The 17,330-nt window shown below is 60.9% G+C and carries 15 protein-coding genes; 7 read left to right on the top strand and 8 right to left on the bottom strand.

Features of this window, described 5'->3' with window-relative positions:
• Positions 1–6: 6 nt before the first annotated feature.
• The 4 genes from NKG60_RS18830 to NKG60_RS18815 all read right to left on the bottom strand — a co-directional run bounded on the left by NKG60_RS18830 (position 7) and on the right by NKG60_RS18815 (position 4,688).
• Positions 7–861: an MBL fold metallo-hydrolase gene (locus NKG60_RS18830; protein WP_352665287.1), complete on the bottom strand. Its 855-nt coding sequence runs from the start codon at positions 859–861 to the stop codon at positions 7–9.
• Positions 862–983: 122 nt separating this feature from the next.
• Positions 984–1,433 (bottom strand): cyclic nucleotide-binding domain-containing protein, encoded by a 450-nt coding sequence (locus NKG60_RS18825; RefSeq protein WP_023675957.1) that lies wholly within the window; start codon positions 1,431–1,433, stop codon positions 984–986.
• Positions 1,434–1,590: 157 nt separating this feature from the next.
• Entirely contained in the window at positions 1,591–4,305 is a 2,715-nt protein-coding gene (locus NKG60_RS18820; protein WP_352665286.1) for an ABC transporter transmembrane domain-containing protein, read from the bottom strand.
• A 17-nt stretch (positions 4,306–4,322) separates the two neighbouring features.
• Positions 4,323–4,688: a hypothetical protein gene (locus tag NKG60_RS18815; protein WP_352665285.1), complete on the bottom strand. Its 366-nt coding sequence runs from the start codon at positions 4,686–4,688 to the stop codon at positions 4,323–4,325.
• A gap of 85 nt (positions 4,689–4,773) precedes the next feature.
• Between NKG60_RS18815 and NKG60_RS18810 the strand changes: the two genes are divergently transcribed.
• The gene (locus NKG60_RS18810) at positions 4,774–5,442 is read left to right on the top strand and encodes a class I SAM-dependent methyltransferase (protein ID WP_352975329.1); all 669 of its coding nucleotides are present in this window, start codon (positions 4,774–4,776) and stop codon (positions 5,440–5,442) included.
• Between the two features lie 215 nt (positions 5,443–5,657).
• Here NKG60_RS18810 and NKG60_RS18805 read toward each other — a convergent pair whose 3' ends face one another.
• The 3 genes from NKG60_RS18805 to NKG60_RS18795 are packed head-to-tail and all read right to left on the bottom strand — an operon-like array spanning position 5,658 to position 9,311.
• Positions 5,658–6,854 (bottom strand): glycosyltransferase family protein, encoded by a 1,197-nt coding sequence (locus NKG60_RS18805; protein WP_352665282.1) that lies wholly within the window; start codon positions 6,852–6,854, stop codon positions 5,658–5,660.
• Positions 6,851–8,095: a glycosyltransferase gene (locus NKG60_RS18800; RefSeq protein WP_352975327.1), complete on the bottom strand. Its 1,245-nt coding sequence runs from the start codon at positions 8,093–8,095 to the stop codon at positions 6,851–6,853. The genes NKG60_RS18805 and NKG60_RS18800 overlap by 4 nt, the downstream gene beginning before the upstream one ends.
• Position 8,096: 1 nt before the next feature.
• Complete coding sequence (locus NKG60_RS18795) at positions 8,097–9,311, bottom strand: glycosyltransferase family protein (RefSeq protein WP_292654357.1); 1,215 nt, start codon at positions 9,309–9,311, stop codon at positions 8,097–8,099.
• Positions 9,312–10,250: 939 nt separating this feature from the next.
• Between NKG60_RS18795 and NKG60_RS18790 the strand changes: the two genes are divergently transcribed.
• Together NKG60_RS18790 and NKG60_RS18785 are read left to right on the top strand one after the other, a co-directional pair.
• Positions 10,251–10,589 (top strand): hypothetical protein, encoded by a 339-nt coding sequence (locus NKG60_RS18790; protein WP_352665279.1) that lies wholly within the window; start codon positions 10,251–10,253, stop codon positions 10,587–10,589.
• 197 nt (positions 10,590–10,786) lie between these two features.
• Positions 10,787–12,025, top strand: a complete 1,239-nt coding sequence (locus NKG60_RS18785) for a M24 family metallopeptidase (RefSeq protein ID WP_352665277.1) — start codon at positions 10,787–10,789, stop codon at positions 12,023–12,025.
• 9 nt (positions 12,026–12,034) lie between these two features.
• On the opposite strand, the gene NKG60_RS18780 is transcribed toward NKG60_RS18785, so the two are convergent.
• A complete protein-coding gene (locus tag NKG60_RS18780; RefSeq protein WP_352665276.1) occupies positions 12,035–12,907 on the bottom strand; it encodes a helix-turn-helix domain-containing protein in 873 nt (290 codons plus the stop codon).
• A gap of 106 nt (positions 12,908–13,013) precedes the next feature.
• Between NKG60_RS18780 and NKG60_RS18775 the strand changes: the two genes are divergently transcribed.
• The 4 genes from NKG60_RS18775 to NKG60_RS18760 all read left to right on the top strand — a co-directional run bounded on the left by NKG60_RS18775 (position 13,014) and on the right by NKG60_RS18760 (position 17,306).
• A complete protein-coding gene (locus NKG60_RS18775) occupies positions 13,014–14,285 on the top strand; it encodes an extracellular solute-binding protein (protein ID WP_023675947.1) in 1,272 nt (423 codons plus the stop codon).
• A 206-nt stretch (positions 14,286–14,491) separates the two neighbouring features.
• The gene (locus tag NKG60_RS18770; RefSeq protein WP_023720572.1) at positions 14,492–15,352 is read left to right on the top strand and encodes a carbohydrate ABC transporter permease; all 861 of its coding nucleotides are present in this window, start codon (positions 14,492–14,494) and stop codon (positions 15,350–15,352) included.
• The gene (locus NKG60_RS18765) at positions 15,349–16,200 is read left to right on the top strand and encodes a carbohydrate ABC transporter permease (protein WP_352665275.1); all 852 of its coding nucleotides are present in this window, start codon (positions 15,349–15,351) and stop codon (positions 16,198–16,200) included. The genes NKG60_RS18770 and NKG60_RS18765 overlap by 4 nt, the downstream gene beginning before the upstream one ends.
• A gap of 8 nt (positions 16,201–16,208) precedes the next feature.
• Positions 16,209–17,306 (top strand): ABC transporter ATP-binding protein, encoded by a 1,098-nt coding sequence (locus NKG60_RS18760; RefSeq protein ID WP_352665273.1) that lies wholly within the window; start codon positions 16,209–16,211, stop codon positions 17,304–17,306.
• The last annotated feature ends 24 nt before the right edge of the window (positions 17,307–17,330 follow it).

Genomic DNA, 17,330 nt, shown 5'->3' with positions numbered 1-17,330 from the left:
AATAGCTCAGCGCTTTTTGCGCAGTGAGACTGGAAGTTTGAGCGTCTGGCCATCCCGCGCGGCAAAAGCGCCGGAAAACCTGTCCTTGGCCAGTTTCTGGATCTTGTCCAGTTCCTTGTCGGTGCGTGTCGGATCGTGGTGAAACAGCGCAAGCCCGCGCGCACCCGCCGCCTCACAGAGCTTGACGCCCTGTTGCCACGTCGAGTGCCCGTAACCGCGGCGGCGTTCCATTTCCTCCTCGGTGTAGGTGCAATCGTAAATGACGAGGTCGGCATCTTCGATCAGGCCGAGCACCGCCTGATCGAGTTTGTCCGGCTCGTGCTCAGTGTCTGTGATCACCGCCACGACGCGGCCGCCCCATTCGACCCGGTAGCCTATGCAGCCGCCCGGATGCATAAGACTGCCGGTTCGGACCACCACCCCTTCGTGCGGGCGAAGCACGTCTCCGGATACGAAATCGCGATAGTCGAGGCTTGCCTTGCAGGCCTCCAGTTTCACCGGAAACCACGGCGGCCGCATGAATTCATCGACCATCTGCCGGGTCGTCATGTGTCCTGCAAGATGCCCGGACCAAAGCGTAACCTTGGCGCCCCGGTCATAGATCGGCGCAAAAGACGGCAGCCCGATGATGTGGTCGTAATGGCAATGAGTGAAAAGCAGGTCGAAATCGGTCACGCCCAACGCCTGAAGCGCCGCGCCGGCAGGCCGTAGGCCAGAGCCTGCGTCGAACAGAAGCGTATGCTTACCGCATCGCATCTCGACGCAGATTGAGTTGCCGCCATAGCGAGAGAATTCTGGCCCTGATACCGAAATGCTGCCGCGGACACCCCAAAACCTGACCAGGAAAACGTTGTCGTCCATGCTACCCCTTCGCCCATCATATCCAAACAACTGCTGCTAGGCGAGACAGGCTCTCTCCGGGTGACCTTCTCAGCGAGAGGACAGTGCCGTCACGACGGCGAGGATCGAGCGCACGTCCTTTGTTATTTGGCGCTTCGTGCGTCGATCAGATCCGCCGTCGTATGGCTTAGGCGATCGGCAAGAACCCGCAATATCTCGATGGTCATTTCCGGGAACTCCCTCATAAGCCTCAGGAAATGATCCTTGCGGATTCTCAGGGCTTCCAGCGGACTTGCCGCTCTGACGGTGGCAGTGCGGGAGCTGTTGCACAATATGGCGATCTCGCCGACGATCGAATTTGGCTCCAGTTCGGCAACTTTTATCGGTCCGCTGTCGGAATCGACAAGAATATCCGCCCTGCCTGAAAGGATGACATAGGCGGCGTCTCCCTCGTCGCCCTGCCGGAAAAGGATCTGGCCGGCGCTGTAGCTCACACGATCGGATGTGAACGCAAGCAGCTTAAGCTTTGTCGGCTCGATGGCAGAGAACAAGGGAACGCGTTGCAGCATTCCAACTTCATCCTTGAGCAGCATTGTCGCAAACCTTCCAAAATTCGCGTTTGCCAGACTAGAGCAACGGACGCCCAGATGGAATCAATTCTCTTTCCGGAACCGCGAGACAAACCACGCGAAAGGTGGCGAGCCCGATGTCGTGCACCGGCAGAATGATCCCATCTGAATGTCCGTTGCTCTATGACAACAGTTCCTTGAAGATACCGTTCCCTGCCAAAAGTGTCTCCTGTGTTCCGTCTTCCGCCAATTGACCCGAGTCGAAGACGATAACGCGATCGAACATCATCGCCATTGCCGGATTCGTCACGACCCACACAATTGCCGGCGAATAACCGTCGCGCCTGGCTTCCTCGAGCACATTTCGCAGCACCTTATCCTGCATGCGCTGGTCGAGCGCCGACAGCGGCCGGTTGAGAATGAGAAAATCGGGACGCTTGAGCAAGGCTCGCGCAACATCGAGCTTCTGTCGCTGTCCACCGGTCAGCCGCCTGCCGCCGGAGCCGACGTTGAAGTCCAGGCCGACATCCAGAAGTTCGCCATAAAGCCCCAGTTCGTCAAGAATGTCATAGACGATGGAGCGTATGCGGTCCGGCGCATCGGGATGATTGTTGCCCACACGGCCGAACAGGACATTATCCATGACGGTGGCCGCGGCAATGTATTTGGCAGGATCATACCGTTCGACCGCATTGTGCAGCTCGGGCGGCAGGTCTTCATAGAACCGGTTGCGTGCAGCGACGATCTTGCTCATCAGTTCGTCGCTCAGCAGGCCGAAGCGGTGCCGGGGCTCGATATAGGCAAAGCTCAAGGTGACGATCATGGCGCGATCGTTCTCCGAAACCGCCTCGTAGGGACGGTTCTTGAGCCGTTGCAGCAAGGTTTCGTAGGCGGGTATCTCCTCGGCGCTCATGAAGGCGAGCTGCTGGAAGAACTGGTGATCGGGCGGCAGGTCGGCAAACAGCTCGATCGCCTGTTTGGCGATCTCCAGGCCCATTTCATAGAGCGTGCGGTCGAGGCCGGCTTGCCTCAGCACGGACGCAAAATAGGGATTGGCCGCCAGGGCCCTGTCGGCCAGTTCGGGGCCGGCGGCAGCGCCGAAGAGCAGGTTTTGGCCGATCGTTGCTTCCTTATTGTAGGCGCCCGGTTCGAAAGGAACCACCAGTCCGCTCAGCCCTTCTTGTTCCAGCCGGGTCCGCAGCGCCGCACGCAGCTCGACGATCCGCCTGGCAAGCTCCGTGTGACGCGTGAGGTCGGCCGAAGAGCGCAAGCCAAGATCCAGAATGTCGCGCGACAGAACAACCGCGTCGAGCACCCGGCGCACGGCTTCAAAGAGGTCGTGCGGGCCGGTAGCGCCAGCGGAAGCATAGTTTATCCAGTCGCTGTGGATATCAAGATCCGGATTGCCCGACCGGCGCGCCTCGTGGATGTTCCAGCGGTGCTGGTCTGCCGCAGCACCGTCGTAAGGCACCGATGTCAGCGGCGCATGCTTCAACCCGTAGAGCAGGTTGTCGCGGAGGCTTGCCTGGAACAGGAAAACATCCGACGAGGCATACGACATGCGCCGGCCGGTTACTGCTTCGGGAAGTTCAAGCAGGTCGTCGCTGCCCGAAGCGACCCTTCCGCTGTCCGGCCAGTTCAGCCGCGCGAAGGCTTCTGCAAGCGCCTCCGCTCCACCTGTTGCGGTACTGACCAGCGCCACCGTCTCACCCGGCTTGACCTGGAGGGAGATGCGGTTGAGGAGCATTGCACCGCCATCGTCTGCTATGGACAGATTGATCGCCGACAGCGGCTTGCTCATCGGATCGGGATCGTCGATCGTCAATGCCCCGATTTTCGGCGCGATGAGACCTTCGACGGTGAACTGTTCAACGACCTGTTGATATTTGACCTGGACATCCTGCCGATCCTGATCCCAGTCGATCAGTTCCTTCATCGGTCCGGGCAGGTCCTTGTAGGCGCCGATCACGGCCACGAGCTGGCCGACGTCCAGCCGCCCCTGGAGGACCAGATACCCGCCGATCATGTAGAACAGAAAGGGCGTGAGCTGCGCGAGAAAATTGTTGAGGAACTTCACCATGAATTTCCATTGGTAAAGATCGAAGCGGATCTTGAAGATGAGCCCGAGCCGGGCAGCTATGTCGGCGCGCTCGTAGTTTGATGTATCGTGGACGTGAACCGCGCCGATGCCGTCGACGATTTCGCCAACCCGGCCCGAAAGCGCGCGCGCCGTCAACTGCCGTTGGCGCCCGAGCACGATCAGCCGCCGCCGCATTCGCGGGATGAGCACGATCTGGATCGCCACGATCACGACCGCTATCATTCCGAGCCAGACGTTCTGGATCATGATGAACAGCATGGCCGTCAGCGCCTGGCCGCCGAGCAGCACCGGCTGCAGGAAGGCGTCGCCGATGAAGCCGCCCAGCGGCTCCACCTCGTCCTTCACCATGGTCGCCACTTCGGCGGATTTGACCCGCTTGAAGTAAACCGGCGGAAAACGCAGCACGCGGTCGACCAGATCGAAGCGGATACGCCGCAGCATGCGTTCGCCGAGGCGGCCCTTGTAGGTGTTGATGTAGAATTTGAACAGGCCGTTGATGACGACTAGTAAGAGGAACACAAGGCTCAGGGCAAACAGGGTCTCCATGCGGTCGAGCTGAAAACCGGAGAAGAACTGGACCTCTCCAATGAACGGCAGGTTATAGTGTAGCCTCATGAATGGCTGGGTCGCGCCCGGTTGCTCGAAGCCGCGACCTTGGATCGGGCCGTTGACGATCAGCTTCGGCAGGTCGAAGGACATGAAATACGGGATCATCGAAAGCACGACGATCATCAATATCCAGAGCTGCTGCTTCTTGGTGTGCGTCCAGATATAGCGGGCTAGGCTGGCTTCCATATGCGACTGTGGACCCTTCAGTTGGAAGGATGCAGGATGTAAAAGCACCTGCTGGCGAATGGCGTATCGGCAATTTCTTCGTCGCCAACGATGAGCTCGAAGCTGCTGTGCACGGACATTGTCCAGCGGTCAACGACGCAAGGAACCTGCGAGGCGGCGCGATCCAGTTCCGGCGCATGGTCGATGGCAACGACATGGGCATTGTTGATCGGCGAAGAAAGCAGCTGGCCAAACGGTCCGCGGCTTCCGTAGGGTTTTGGCGAACAGCCGAGCAGCACGAGGCCGCAGCCGCGCGGCTGGTGCTGGCGGATGGACGTAGATGATCCGGACAGATGCAACAGGCTCTCTCCGGCACCGGGCAATAGCCAAGCGGCTTGCAGCATGATCACGTCCGCGGAATCAAACAGTCTTGCGGGAGGCAAGATTGCGTTGTGTCGCCCAAAATCCCAACATACAAGACGAATTATGATGGATGTCACGCAACCACGCAATGCCATGGACTGGCACGAGCAAGCCTTGGACCTCACGCGGGGAATTGCTGCTTATGTCAACTGCCCTCTCGTGTCAGGGCTGGCGCGCGTCGTCGCCAAGCATCCGAAGGCCGATATCGCCAACGCCTTCAACCACAAGCAGGTCGCCTGCAAGATGTGGGCGCTCGACAGGCTGTTCGAAAGCTGCGGCGGCCGGTTCGAGCGCATATGGGTCCTGGGTGGATGGTACGGCGTATTGCCGGCAATGCTTTTCAACGATGCCCGCTTCGACATCGCGGCGGTCGATAGCATCGACATCGATCCCGAAGTCGCGCCGGTCGCCCGGACCCTCAACCGGGAAGCCGGCGACCGGTTCCGGGCACTGACTGCAGATATGTACGCACTCGACTATGCGGCCGGGCGGCCCGACCTGATGGTCAATACGAGCTGCGAACACATAGCCGATCTGCGCGCCTGGCTTGCTCTGCTTCCGCCGGGCACGAATGTACTGCTGCAATCGAACGATTATTTCAGCGAGCCGACGCACATCAACTGCGTGGCTTCGCTTGCAGCCTTCGAGGAAATGGCGGCGCTACGGGAGGTGCGGTTCTCCGGCGAACTGCCGACAAAAAATTATACGCGCTTCATGCTGATTGGAACTGTTTGATGCATTTCGCGCAAAGTGCGTAGCGGTTTTGGGACAACGACACGCATAAAAACAGGACTTGATGCGCGTCGCACGAATCTCACCAGACGCGACGCTTTAGAGCAATTCCAGGAAAAGTGTGAAACGGTTTTCCCGGGAAAGCGCGTAACGCTTTCCCTTTGGAATTGCGTCAAAACAAAGAGATAGAGCGGTTCGGCGTGAAACGATGAGTTGCTCTAGGATCTATCGTCTGTTTGATCATGAACTTTTCCGAAACCGGGCGCCACATTTAGGGACCATGTTCGATACCGCTCGCGCAGGATTTGCGCCGAGCGACGCGCGCCCTGCAGATCGAGGCGATGCGCGGATGGCGTCGGTCCCACAAGCGCCTGTCCGATCGCTTGCGCCAAACCTTCAGGCGTTAGGTCCTTTTCCATCAGCACCGTTGCAAGACCGAGTTCTTCGAGCATCAGGGCGCGAACCGTCTGTTCGGTTTCGCCGCCGGCGGCAAATGGAACGAGCAGGGAGCGACAACCCGCGCGCAGGACATCGCAGACCGTGTTGTAACCCGCCTGCGAGACTGACAGGCGGGCGCCGGTCAGCAGGCTGGCGAAGTCCTCGCGGAACCGGAAGATGGACAGGCCCGGCGTGGCATCGCGTGCGATCGCGTCAAACTCGTCTTTCGGCAGGTTTGGGCCGGTGATCAAACACCATTTCCAAGCGTTGTTGGCATTCCGCGCCGCTGCGATGGTGGAGCTGACAAGGCTCTTTCCGGCAGCCCCGCCGCCAACCGACACCAGAACATCGAAGCGCTCGGAGGCCGCGGGCGATGGCGGCGCGGCAACGAGCCCTGTGTAGGTGACCTCGGCCCTGATCGCCCCAGCCAGTGGAAATGTCCTGTCGATGGTTGCGAAAGCCGGATCGCCGTGGACCATAACAAGATCGAAATGCCTGTTGATGAGATCGACCGTTTCCTCGTTTCGGCCCGGCTTGACGCGCTCCTGGAGAATATCACGGACGGACGTCGCCAGCAGCGGTCTGGGCGACGTCGCGTCGATGGCCTCGATCAGCGGCAAGAGTTCGAAACGCATCTGCCGGCGCCCAAATGGAAACGCCTCGACAATGACGATATCAGGCCTGCAATCCCGGAATGCCTGCAGCAGCATCTCCGAACGCCATTTCTTGAAATCATCGTCGATCGGGTTGCCCTGCAGGTCGACAAGTCCGGAAAATCCTTCATCACCGGAGGTGACAGGTGGCAGGGTTACAGATTTTATCCCCAGTCCCGGAAACCCGGCGATCGGCGCTCCGCCGGTAACGACAGTTACGTCAAACCCGTCCTCGACCAGAGCCGCTGCAACGCGGCTGGCGCGCGCGAGATGGCCGATGCCGAGCAGGTGCTGGACATAGAAGAAAGCGCGCAGCCGCTTCATTCGGCGGCCCGCCACTCCCGCTCGAACAGTTCCTTGAGCTGTCCAATGCTTGCCATATGATCGAAATTGCCGCGCACGCGCCGCTCCGCGGCGTCGCCGAGGCGGTCGCGGAGCACGGGATCACGGATCAGGCGCTCCAGCGCCTGTGCCAGGGCAATCGGGTTTTCCGTCGGAACCAGCAACCCGGTTTCATCCGGCGATAAAAGCTCCGGCACGCCGGAAATATCGGTCGACACGCAGGCAAGCCGCTGGCTAGCCGCCTCCACCAGAACGTTCGGCAGACCGTCGCGGTCGCCATTTGCGGTGATCCTGCAAGCCAGGGCGAAGATGTCGGCGCGGCGGTAGTGCTCAAGCACTTCCTCCTGCGCAAGCGCGCCCTGCCAAGAGACTCGACCATCCAGGCCGAGCTTTTGCGCTAGCGCCTTGAACCGTTCCAGTTCCTCGCCGCCGCCGATATGCTCGAAACGCCACGCCAGATCGCCGGGCAACAGGGCAAGGGCCTGCAGCAACGTATCGTAACCTTTCTTTTCAACGGCGCGCCCGACACTCAGGACGACAACCGGTTCGTCCGGCGCCGAGCCGTCATGCTGCTTTCGCGCCTCGCCGAAACTGCCGAAGCGATCAAGGTCGAGCCCATGATAGCTCAGGTGCACAGACGAGTTGCCGTTAGCGAGTTTTTTCAGACGGTCGAAGCCGGTTTTCGTGCAAGTGACCGTCCAGCGCGCCGAGGAAAGCTTGCCGGCCAGATCCCAGTCCGCCGAAGTCCAGATGTCCTTGGCATGGGCCGAGCAGGTCCAGGGCAGGCCACGAAGCTGGCTGGCATAGCGCGTCACCGATGCCGGTGTGTGCGCGAAATGTGCATGCAGCCAGGCCGCGTCTTCCGGCCATTCGGCCGCCAGCACGAGCGCTTGCCCGAAGCGGCGCGCGCGATTGCGCGTAAAGTCGCGGGGCATATCGGCAGCCAGCGATCCGAGCGCGCGCCAGAAGCCCGGACGCAGCAGATAGGCAAACAGCGAGCGAAGCACGCGCAGCGGCTCTTCATGCAGATATTCCGGTAGATAATGGACGGGCGCTTTGATCTCGTCATGCACGGGGTGGCGTTTTTCGTCGGTCGGCCGCCTGAGCGCGACGAGTATCAGGTCGAACCCCGCACGCTCAAGACCGAGCAGTTCCTGCGCGATGAAGGTTTCGGACAGCCGCGGATAACCCTTCAGAACCACGACGATCTTGCGATGTTGCAACTCAGGTCATTCCTTCAATGACCGAAAGGTGATGGCCGGCCCGCCGGTCGAGCAGTTCCGCGACGATTTCGGAAATGTGAGGCAGCCCCTCCAGCGTCAGATGCGGATTGCTCTGCGATGGGCGGGGCCGGTCCGGCAGCACCTTCAGTGCATCTGCAAACCGCCGGGAATCCTCGGCTTCTTCCGGCAAAAGCATCTCGATGAGGCCGAGTTCGGCTGCGCGCCGTGCGCGGATCAGTTGTTCCCGGCGGGGCTCGACGCGCGGCACGATCAGCGCCGGCTTGTCGAAAGACAGTATCTCGCAATAGGTGTTGTAGCCGCCCATCGCCACTACCGCCTTGGCGCCGGCAATCAGGTCTTCCATGCGGTTGTCGAACTCGATGATCTTGATGTAGGGGATCTTGGACCCCTTCCTGAGCAGCTTGTTGCGCTTGCGCGCCGGCATGTAAGGCCCAAGCACGATCAGGGCTCTATGCTGCAATTGCGGATCCTGCTGATAGGCATCGATGACGTCGTGGATCAGATCGGCGCCGTCACCGCCGCCACCGGTGGTAACGAGGATATAGTCGCCCTCGGGCCGGTGGCCGGGCAACTCGTTCCGCTGCAGGCTCCGTTGCAGGAAACCGACGAACCTCATCTTTGCCCTGACAGCCGGGGGTACATCCAGGCCGGTCAACGGATCGTAGAAATCCGGCGGACCATAGGCCCAGACCTTGTCGTAGAAGACGCCTATCTTGCGCATCACGTCTCTGCGTGCCCACTCTGCTTCGAGCAGATGCGGCGCATCCATCACCTCGCGCAGGCCAAGCACCAGCGTGGTGCCCCGCGTCTTGAGGTAGGACAGCGTGTCCTCAATCTCACCGCGCAGGCCGAGCGGTTCCTTGTCGACGATGAAGATATCCGGCCGGAAGGTCTCAGCTGTATGGCGGATGATCGACTGGCGCATCCTTAGCGTCTCATGCAGATCGATGTCCTTTTCCAGCGAGGTGTATTCGCCGTTACGCAGCTTGATGACGCTGGGGATCTTCACGAAGTCGACACGGGCGCGGTAGTCGAAGGCGCCAGCGATAGTCGCACCCGAAATGATAAGCACCTGAAGTCCGCGGAAATCCTCGACCAGCGAATGCGCGATAGTCCGGCAGCGCTGCAAATGGCCGAGCCCGAACGTGTCGTGGCTGTACATGAGAATTCGAGCGTTTTCTGCGTGCTGGGTCATTGTTGAACGTCTCTTAGAATTCTCGCCTTGAGGACCGTAGCGACCCGCGGGATTCGAAACCATCCTCGCGGGTCTACCGACCTGTTCTGAAACATGAGGGCGCAATTTTCAATTCGTATTACAAAGAGGGTCCATATGCTGAAATCAGGAAGCTACGTCTGCTCAGCGGCTTGCTTGCCACGTAGGTCCAGAAGAACCTGCACCATTTCACTGGTATTGACCATCTCGGATTCTCGGCGGCCTTGGCCGCTACGATCAACGTGGAAGCTCCAGAATGGAATAAGGTATGGGTTGGGTACTTCATTTCGAGCATCTCAGCCAAGCTCCTAAACCATGATGTGCCTTGGCGTGGGAAGCCGGAGCGTTGACGGAGTAGGGGACACGTTCGAACCACCTAGATCTCGACTCTCAGACCAGAATCTGGGGGTCAGGAGTTCGAATCTTTTCGGGCAAGCCATTCATCCAATTGAACTCACTAGCTTTTTGGACGCCATGGGCGACGTGGTGCCGGTTTAATTTTCGGAATTCAGCCGATTTTTCGGGCGGTGTTGAATGGTCGGCGATTCCTGGCGCCAAGATCGCAGAGCGGCACCTCAAAAGCGCGCCTGCGCTCCCAACTTCACGAAATGAGGAATGTTCCTCAATCGCCTTGAATGATCTCAGCGAGGGCTCCTCGATCCTAACCTCATGTCAGTCGACGCACGCTGCGCCGTAGCGGCAGCGGATAATTCTACCGGCAGCAAAAATCCCGCCGCTGCGGTCGTGCGAAGTACGCTGACGATAAAATTCAGGACTTTTGCGTGTCGATTTTGGACCAAGGTCCGTCTTGTAGAATACTGTATTTGAACAAAGCTATGTAAGCCGACTTTCGGATTCGGAAGTCCTGACGTTTTTCATCTGGAACCCATCCTGGCGGGAGGGCGACTCGAAGGAGGAATTATGAAAACGCGCACCTGTCTATTCGCGACTGTAGCCGCTCTCACCCTTGTCGCGTCTCCGGTCCTCGCTGCTCCCGGTGGCAACGGCAATGGCAACGGCAATGGCGGCAGCAACGGTAACGGCGGAAACTCGGCCGGGGCCGGCTCGCAGGGACACGGAGCCGCCACTTCCGCCGCGGCCAAGGACAAGTCGACGACCGGAGTTGCTCATGCAGCGGCGGTCGTTGCGACGACACCGGCCTCACCACAGGCCACTCTGGCCTTGCAGGCAGCGCTGGCAAGACAGGCAGCGAAAGACGCGGCAGACAATGCAGACGACACCTCTGACGAAACCGAATAAGCTTTCGAAGCAGCCATTTGTTGTGTTGTGTTGAAAAGCCGCGGTTCGCCGCGGCTTTTTCGTTTCCCGTCCTGGCGCCCAACTCTCAAGGTGAACAGCGCTTCGAGAAAAAAGCAGCTCCACGGCGGCACTGAATCTACGCTAAGGCCAAACGACGCCGCATCGGCGTCGGATTCGATTGCATGCGAGGAGATCCCATGACCGGCTTTGTCGACCGCGAGCGCGCAACTGACCTGATGCAGCGCGCCGGCATCGAGGCGCTGGTGCTTTGCGAGCCCGAGGCGTTCCAATATGCCACCGGTGCCTGGATCGGCCCGGCCGGCCTGTTCCGGCGGGCCGGCGCCGGTTTCGTGGTCATCCCGAGGCGAGGCGACCTGCCGATCGGCGTCGTGGTGGCGGATTTCCAGGCTGGCCAGCTCCGGGCGGCGATGGCCGGCGCCGTGGTGCGCACGCATGCGATCTGGATCGAATCGGCGTCGCTCGAGCCGGCGACGGCCGACCGGCCCGTTGCGCAGCGCATCGAGGCCGGCCTGGTTGGCCGCGCCCCCGGCTTTTCACGTCCGGCGACCTTCGAGCTTGCCCGCTCCGTCCGCGAGCTGAAAACGATCCTCGCAGAATTCGGGCTGGAGCGTGCGACACTCGGCATCGAGCTGGATTTCGTCTCGGCCAGCGATTTTTCCGCGATGCAGGCGATGTTGCCGGACATTGCCCTGGTCAACGGCTCGCCGATTATCGACAGGCTGCGGGCAATCAAATCGCAAAGCGAAATCGACCTTCTGCAGCAGGGCATCGTCCTGTCGGAAGCCGGCCTGTCGCGGCTGCAGCAGCATGCGGCGACCGGCATGCGTCAGTCTGAGCTGGTCGCGCTTTACCGGCAAGACGTCGCCGATGCAGCCTCCGGGTCGTCGCTGCAAATCTCGACGGCCGAATACGTCACGCTGGGCGCTCGCCCAAAAGGCGCCGACGCGGTCGCCGCCGCCGGCGATCCGCTGAAGGCCGACATGGTGTGCAGCGTGAACGGCTATGCCTCCGACATGTCGCGGAATTTCACCTTCGGGCCGCCGTCGCCCGAACAGGCCGAATTGCATGCGATAGCCGAACGCGCCTTCGCCGATGGGCTTGCCGCGCTTATGCCCGGAAAGCCGCTCGCCGCCGTGCATCGCGCCGCCAGCGAAAGCCTGGCGCGCCAGGGCCTGCGTTCCTATCGCCGCGGCCATTTCGGCCACAGCGTCGGCCATTCCGTGTTTTCCGAGCAATGGCCGTTCATTGCGGCCGACAGCGATGTCGTGATCGAAGCCGGCATGGTGCTGGCGTTCGAGATCCCACTCTACATCGACGGTCTCGCCAGCTTCAATCTCGAGGACCAGTTCCTGATCGCCGCCAACGGGCCGCTGCCGATGAACCGCCTGCCGAGGCGCCTGGGTATTATCGGCTGAATCCAGCCGTTATCTGGCGCCGGCCACGCCCCTGCGGAAATCCGACGGCGACATGCCGGAAAGCTTGCGGAACGACTTGTTGAAGGCACTGAGCGAGCCGAAGCCCGATTCCATGGCGACGCGCAGCACATTGGCATCCTGATGCATCAGCAGCGCCTGCGCGTAACTAAGGCGCAGCAAATTCACATATTCGTTGAGCGTCATGCCGGTCGATTTCTTGAAGATGCTCATCGCGTATTTGGGATGGATGTCGGCCGCCGCGGCGATGTCGACGCAATCGATCTCGTAGAGGAAATTCTCGGCGATGAAGTCGCACATGCGCCCGACATTGCGCAGCGATTGCTGATCGAAGGGACTGCCTATCTCCTGTTCGGCTGGGGTTTCGGGCACCAGCCGGTAAGGCTCGAAGCGCACCCGCTCCAGCCGCAGCAAAAGCTCGTTGACGGCATGCTCGGCCTTGACCGGGTCGCCGGAGCGGGCATAACGGTTCCAGCGCTCGAAATTGTGGTCGTCCGACCGGTCGGTGGCGTCGGTCACCAGCGTCGCCCCGGTCATCAGCCTGTTGCGGACCTCTACGGGCAAATGCAGCCGGAAGAAATGCACCAGCGGCAGATGCGCGCCGGCGTAGATGGCATCGTCGGAGGCTTCGTCCATCTGGTGCGGCAGGCCGCCCCAGAACAGGCACATGTCGCCCGCAGAGAGCGAAAGCCCGTGCCCGTCCATGCGGTAATGCACGGCGCCACGCACGATGAAATTCACCTCGACCTGGGCGTGCCAATGCGGCTTGAGCATCACCAGGGGCTGGGTGTGGAACATCTGCAGCAGCAGCGGCAGGCCCTCCACGCTGCTGGCGCCGGGCTGGTAAAACGGCCTTTCCGGCATCTTACTTTCCGCTCATTTCTTATTCCCTTTGTCGCGGACAAGGCGTTCTCGAAGCCTAGTCTAGCCACGCTCGCAAACAGAGAGCAACTGAAATGGGAGGATTTCAATGCGCATAAAATTGACCTGCGCCGCGCTCGCGCTTGCCTTGGGCTCCAGCCCGGCCTTTGCGCAGTCCGGTGAAATCACGATCTGGAGCTGGAATATCGCCGCTTCGTCGCTGAAGGCCACCATAGCGGGCTTCAACAAGCAGTATCCCGACATCAAGGTGACCGTCGAGGACCTCGGCAACCAGCCGACCTACGACAAGTCGATCGCCGGCTGCGCCGCCGGCGGCGAGGGGCTGCCGGACATCGTGACGATCGAGAACGGCGAAGCCGAAAACTACTGGAGCCAGTTCCCGGATTGCTTCGTCGACCTGCACACGCTCGGCTACACCGCCGAAGACCAGGCAAAATTCCCCGACTTCAAGCGCACCGAGCTCGAGGTTGATGACAAGGCCTATGCGATGCCCTGGGATTCCGGCCCGGTGGCGATGTTCTATCGCCGCGACTTCTACGAGAAGGCCGGCGTCGATCCGTCCTCGATCAAGACCTGGGACGATTTCATCGCCGCCGCCAAGAAGATCCAGGCCGCCAATCCCGGTGTGACGATGACCAACGCCGATTTCAACGGCGATTCCGAATTTTTCCGCATGATTTCCAACGAGCAGGGCTGCGCCTACTTCTCCGCCGACGGTCAATCGATCACCGTCAACCAGCCCAAATGCGTCGATGCCATGACCAAGATCAAGGAGATGAAGGACGCCGGCATCATTTCCTCTGCCGACTGGAGCACCAAGATCACCAACAACACCGCCGGCAAGGTGGCCACGCAGATGTATGGCGGCTGGTATGAAGGCACCGTGCGCACCGAATCGCCCGATGGGGCAGGCAAATGGGGCGTCTATCTGATGCCGAGCCTGACCGCCGACGGTCCGCGCGCCGCCAATCTCGGCGGCTCCTCGCTCGCCATCACCTCGGTGTCGAAGAACAAGGAAGCCGCCTACGCCTATCTGAAATACACACTTGCGACGAATGAGGGCCAGATCACCATGCTGAAAGGCTTCGGCCTGGTGCCGTCGCTGATTTCGGCGCTCAACGACCCTTATGTCTCCGAAGGCCTGCCCTATTGGGGCGGCCAAGCCGTGTGGAAGGACATCCTCGGCACCTTGCCGAAGGTCGTCCCCAGCCGCGGCACGCCGTTCCAGAGCGACGCCGAAATCATCATCCGCGCGGTGCAGACCAAATATCTGGCCGGCGGCTACCCCGACGCCAAGGCGGCGCTCGACGATGCCGCAAGCCAGATCGCCGCGGCGACCGGCCTGCCGGTCAAGTCGTGATCTAGACGAGACGGCTCCGGTGCGCGGCTCCCCTTCTCCCCTTGTGGGAGAAGGTGTCGCCGACGGCGACGGATGAGGGGTGCTCCAGCTTGGTGCCGGCGGCACTCCGGCCATCACCCCTCAACCGTCTCGGCGCTACGCGCCGATCCACCTTCTCCCACAAGGGGAGAAGGCAAGAGACTTGAAAAGCAGAAAGGAGGAAAACGATGCGCTACCAGAACGCTACGGCGTATCGCTTCCTCGCGCCCTATCTGCTGATCTTTTCGATCTTCTGGCTGTGGCCGATCATCGATTCCTTCCTGATCTCGTTCCAGGCGACGCGCACCGTGCCGTGGCGGTTCGCGCCGACCTTCAACTGGGGCCGGCTGATCGGCGATCCGGCCTTCTTCAATGCCTTGAAGAACACATTGCTGATCCTTGTCATCCAGGTGCCGGTGATGATTTCGCTGGCGATTGTGATGGCGGTGCTTTTGAATTCGCCGCTGCTCAAGGCGCGTGGCCTGTTCCGATTTGCCTTCTTCGCGCCGGTCGTGGTTGGCGAAGTCGCCTATTCGGCGGTTTTCCGGCTGATGTTCAATCTCGACTACGGCATCATCAACAAATTGCTGAACAGCATCGGCCTGCCCAGCGTCGACTGGTTTACCAACGTCACCCCGGCGATGGCGGTCATCATGATGGCGGTGACGTGGCGCTGGGCCGGTTACAACGCCATCATCCTGCTCGCCGGCCTGCAGTCGATTCCCGAGGATGTCTACGAGGCGGCGACCCTGGACCGGGTCAGCAAGGTCAAACAGTTCTTCTACATCACGCTGCCGCTGCTCAAGCCGATCATCGTGTTCTGCGCCGTGCTGTCGATCATCGGCACCATGCAGCTGTTCACCGAGCCCTTCCTAATCACCGAGCGCGGCGGGCCGGGCGGCGGCACCGAAACGCTCGGGCTGCTGCTTTACCGCCAAGGCTTCCGGTCGCTCAATTTCGGCTACGCTTCGGCCATCGCCTACACCATGGCCGGGCTGGCGATCGCCATCTCGCTGGTACAGATATGGCTGACGAGGGAACCGAAATGACCTCGCGTTCAAGAATCAGCCGTTCCCAGGCCAGATTGGGACGCAGCATCGCGCTGCATCTGTTCCTGACGCCGCTGGCGCTGGTCTGGTTGTTTCCGCTGTGGATGATGGTGGTTTTTTCGACGATGCCCGACAACGGCATCTTCAGCCCCGACATCGAGCTTTTGCCGCATGGCAACTTCATCGACAATGTCGGCAATCTGCAGCGCGGCACCAATTTCATCGGCGCCATCGGCATCTCCGTCTCGGTGGCGGTGACCTATACCTTCCTGTCGGTGATGCTGACCTCGATGGCCGGTTGGGCGCTGGCGCGTTACAACTTCTTCGGCAAAGGCATGGTCGTCGCCATCATCTTCGGCACCATCACGCTGCCCTATGCGGTCGTGCTGATACCGCAATTCATCATGGTGGCGCGCGACTTCAAGCTCGCCAACACCTGGGTGGCGCTGATCGTGCCGCCGCTGTTCAACTCGCTGGGCGTGCTGTTCATGCGGCAGAGTTTTTCGATGATGCCGCACGAGCTGTTCGACGCCGCCAAGGTCGAGGGCGTCAAGGAATGGCGGATATTCCTGTTCGTCGCACTGCCTCTGGCGCGGCCGATGCTGGCGGCGCTCGCCATCATCCTCTTCCTTGCCTCCTGGAACAACTATCTCTGGCCGCTGCTGATCAATTCCAAGCCGGGCGCAATGACCGCGCCCGTGGCGCTCGGCACGCTGATCGGTCTTACCAAGGTGTCCTGGGGCGGCATCATGGCGGGCGCGGTGATGCTGACAGCGCCAATGCTCGTCGTGTTCGTGCTTCTGCAGCGCCATTTCGTTGCCGGCATCGCCGCCGGCGCCATCAAGTAAGGATCAGCATGGCGGCAGTCACACTCAAAAACGTCATCAAGCGCTTCGGCGTCTTCGAGATCGTCCACGGCGCCAATATCGACATCGATGATGGCGAATTCGTCGTCTTCGTCGGCCCTTCCGGCTGCGGCAAGTCCACGCTGCTCCGGATGATCGCCGGGCTCGAGGACATCAGCGACGGCGAGATCGCCATTGGCGGCAAAGTGGTGAACGACGTCGAGGCGGCCGATCGCGGCATCGCCATGGTGTTCCAGTCCTACGCGCTCTATCCGCACATGACGGTCGAGCAGAATCTGAGCTTCGGCCTGAGAATGACCGGCAACCCCAAGGCAGATACCGAGCGGCGGGTGAAGCGGGCTTCCGAAATCCTGCGCATCGCCGAGCTGATGAAGCGGCGGCCGCGGCAATTGTCGGGCGGCCAGCGCCAGCGCGTCGCCATCGGCCGTGCCATCGTGCGTGAGCCGCAAGTGTTCCTGTTCGACGAACCGCTCAGCAATCTCGACGCCGAGCTCAGGGTGCAGATGCGCGTCGAGATATCGCGCCTTCATAAGGAGCTTGGCGTTACTATGGTCTATGTGACGCACGACCAGACCGAGGCGATGACGCTGGCCGATAGGATCGTCGTGCTCAACGCCGGCAATATCGAGCAGATCGGCGCGCCGCTCGATCTCTACGACGACCCCGCCAACCGCTTCGTTGCCGGCTTCGTCGGCTCGCCGAAGATGAATTTTCTGGCGGCGAAATTGGTTGGCGCCGACAACGGCGCAGCGGTCGTCGAACTGATCAACCATCGCGGCGCGCGACTGCGCAAGCCGCTTTCCGATGCCCTGCCTGCGATAGGCGGCGATGTCGTGCTCGGCGTGCGGCCGGAGCATTTCTTCGACGCCGGCCAGGGCGATTGCGACCTTACCCTCAAGGCCGACGTCGCCGAGCACTTGGGATCGGTGAGCTATGTCTATGCCAATTCCGGGACCGGGGGCGGGCGCGAGGAACTGATCATCGAGCGCGAGGCCTCGCGGCATCGCGCGAATGGCGACGACCTGGTGGTGTCGATCAAAGCCGACCGCTCGCTTCTCTTCGACGCCACCGGCGCACGCATTCGCTAACCCATCTTTCTTTTGTCCGATCGC

Source organism: Mesorhizobium sp. M1428, assembly GCF_040317515.1.
In the GTDB taxonomy this organism is placed as follows: Bacteria; Pseudomonadota; Alphaproteobacteria; order Rhizobiales; family Rhizobiaceae; genus Mesorhizobium.
The sequence above is the reverse complement of the archived record's forward strand: the minus strand, read 5'-3'. Positions and strand labels throughout refer to the sequence as shown.